Source organism: Thalassospira sp. MCCC 1A01428 (assembly GCF_002115825.1).
In the GTDB taxonomy this organism is placed as follows: domain Bacteria; phylum Pseudomonadota; class Alphaproteobacteria; order Rhodospirillales; family Thalassospiraceae; genus Thalassospira.
Genome location: NZ_JFJZ01000148.1, coordinates 1 through 808, shown reverse-complemented (window position 1 = coordinate 808; position 808 = coordinate 1). Strand labels below are relative to the sequence as shown.

Annotated in this window: 1 protein-coding gene; it reads right to left on the bottom strand. The window is 53.1% G+C overall.

Annotated features, from left to right (window positions below; genetic code table 11):
- Positions 1-808 (bottom strand): FAD-dependent tricarballylate dehydrogenase TcuA (gene tcuA / locus THS27_RS26325; RefSeq protein ID WP_139835776.1); only part of this gene is annotated, 808 nt, incomplete at both ends.

Sequence of the window (808 nt, the reverse complement as noted above, 5' to 3'; positions counted from 1 at the left end):
ATCACCGGGTTGAACCGCGTTGTTGAAGCTGGAAACAGTTTGCGCCAACACATTCGGATCCAGGCCGATTTTTTCGGCCAGTTCTTGAATGGTATTGGCAACAACAGCGGGGAATACCGGGGGCATGAACCCGCCTTTGGCTTTTTGGTCTATAATCACATGGGCGACCTGGCCGGGCTGATCCGCGACCAGTCGCCCCCAAATGGCATAGCGTTTCGGCCAGAAATCCTCTCCCTCGTCGTAAAAACGCTTGGCATTTTCATTGACGACAATACCAAGCGATACACAATCAACACGGGTGCAAATGCCGCCATCAAATTTTGGCGCACGCCCGTCAATTGCAACGGCATGACACTGATTGGGTTCACCGATCTGGCTGGCACCATGATCGAGCAACATTCTTAAAAGATCGCCCCGATTATAAGGCGTGCCGCGGATCAGGAAATTTTCTGCGATGTCGCCCCAGGCTTCTTTCAGCCATTCAATATTGGCTTCAAATCCGCCTGCAGCCGCAATAAAGGCCGTGGCGGACACCGTGTGCTCCCCGATGCGAAGGCTTTTAAATTCGCCATTCTGGATGTCGATGCCGGTTACCATTGCGTCATAATGAACTTCAATGCCCAGTTTTTCAGCGTGGCGATAAAGCGCATTTAGCAGCTGTTTCCCACCCCCCATGAAAAACGCGTTTGTGCGGCCAAGGTGTAATGTGCCGCCAAGGGGGGGTTGAAACTGCACGCCCCTTTCTTCAAGCCAGCGGACCGCCTCGGCCGATTTGCGCAACGTCATGCGGGCAAGTTTTTCATTGGTT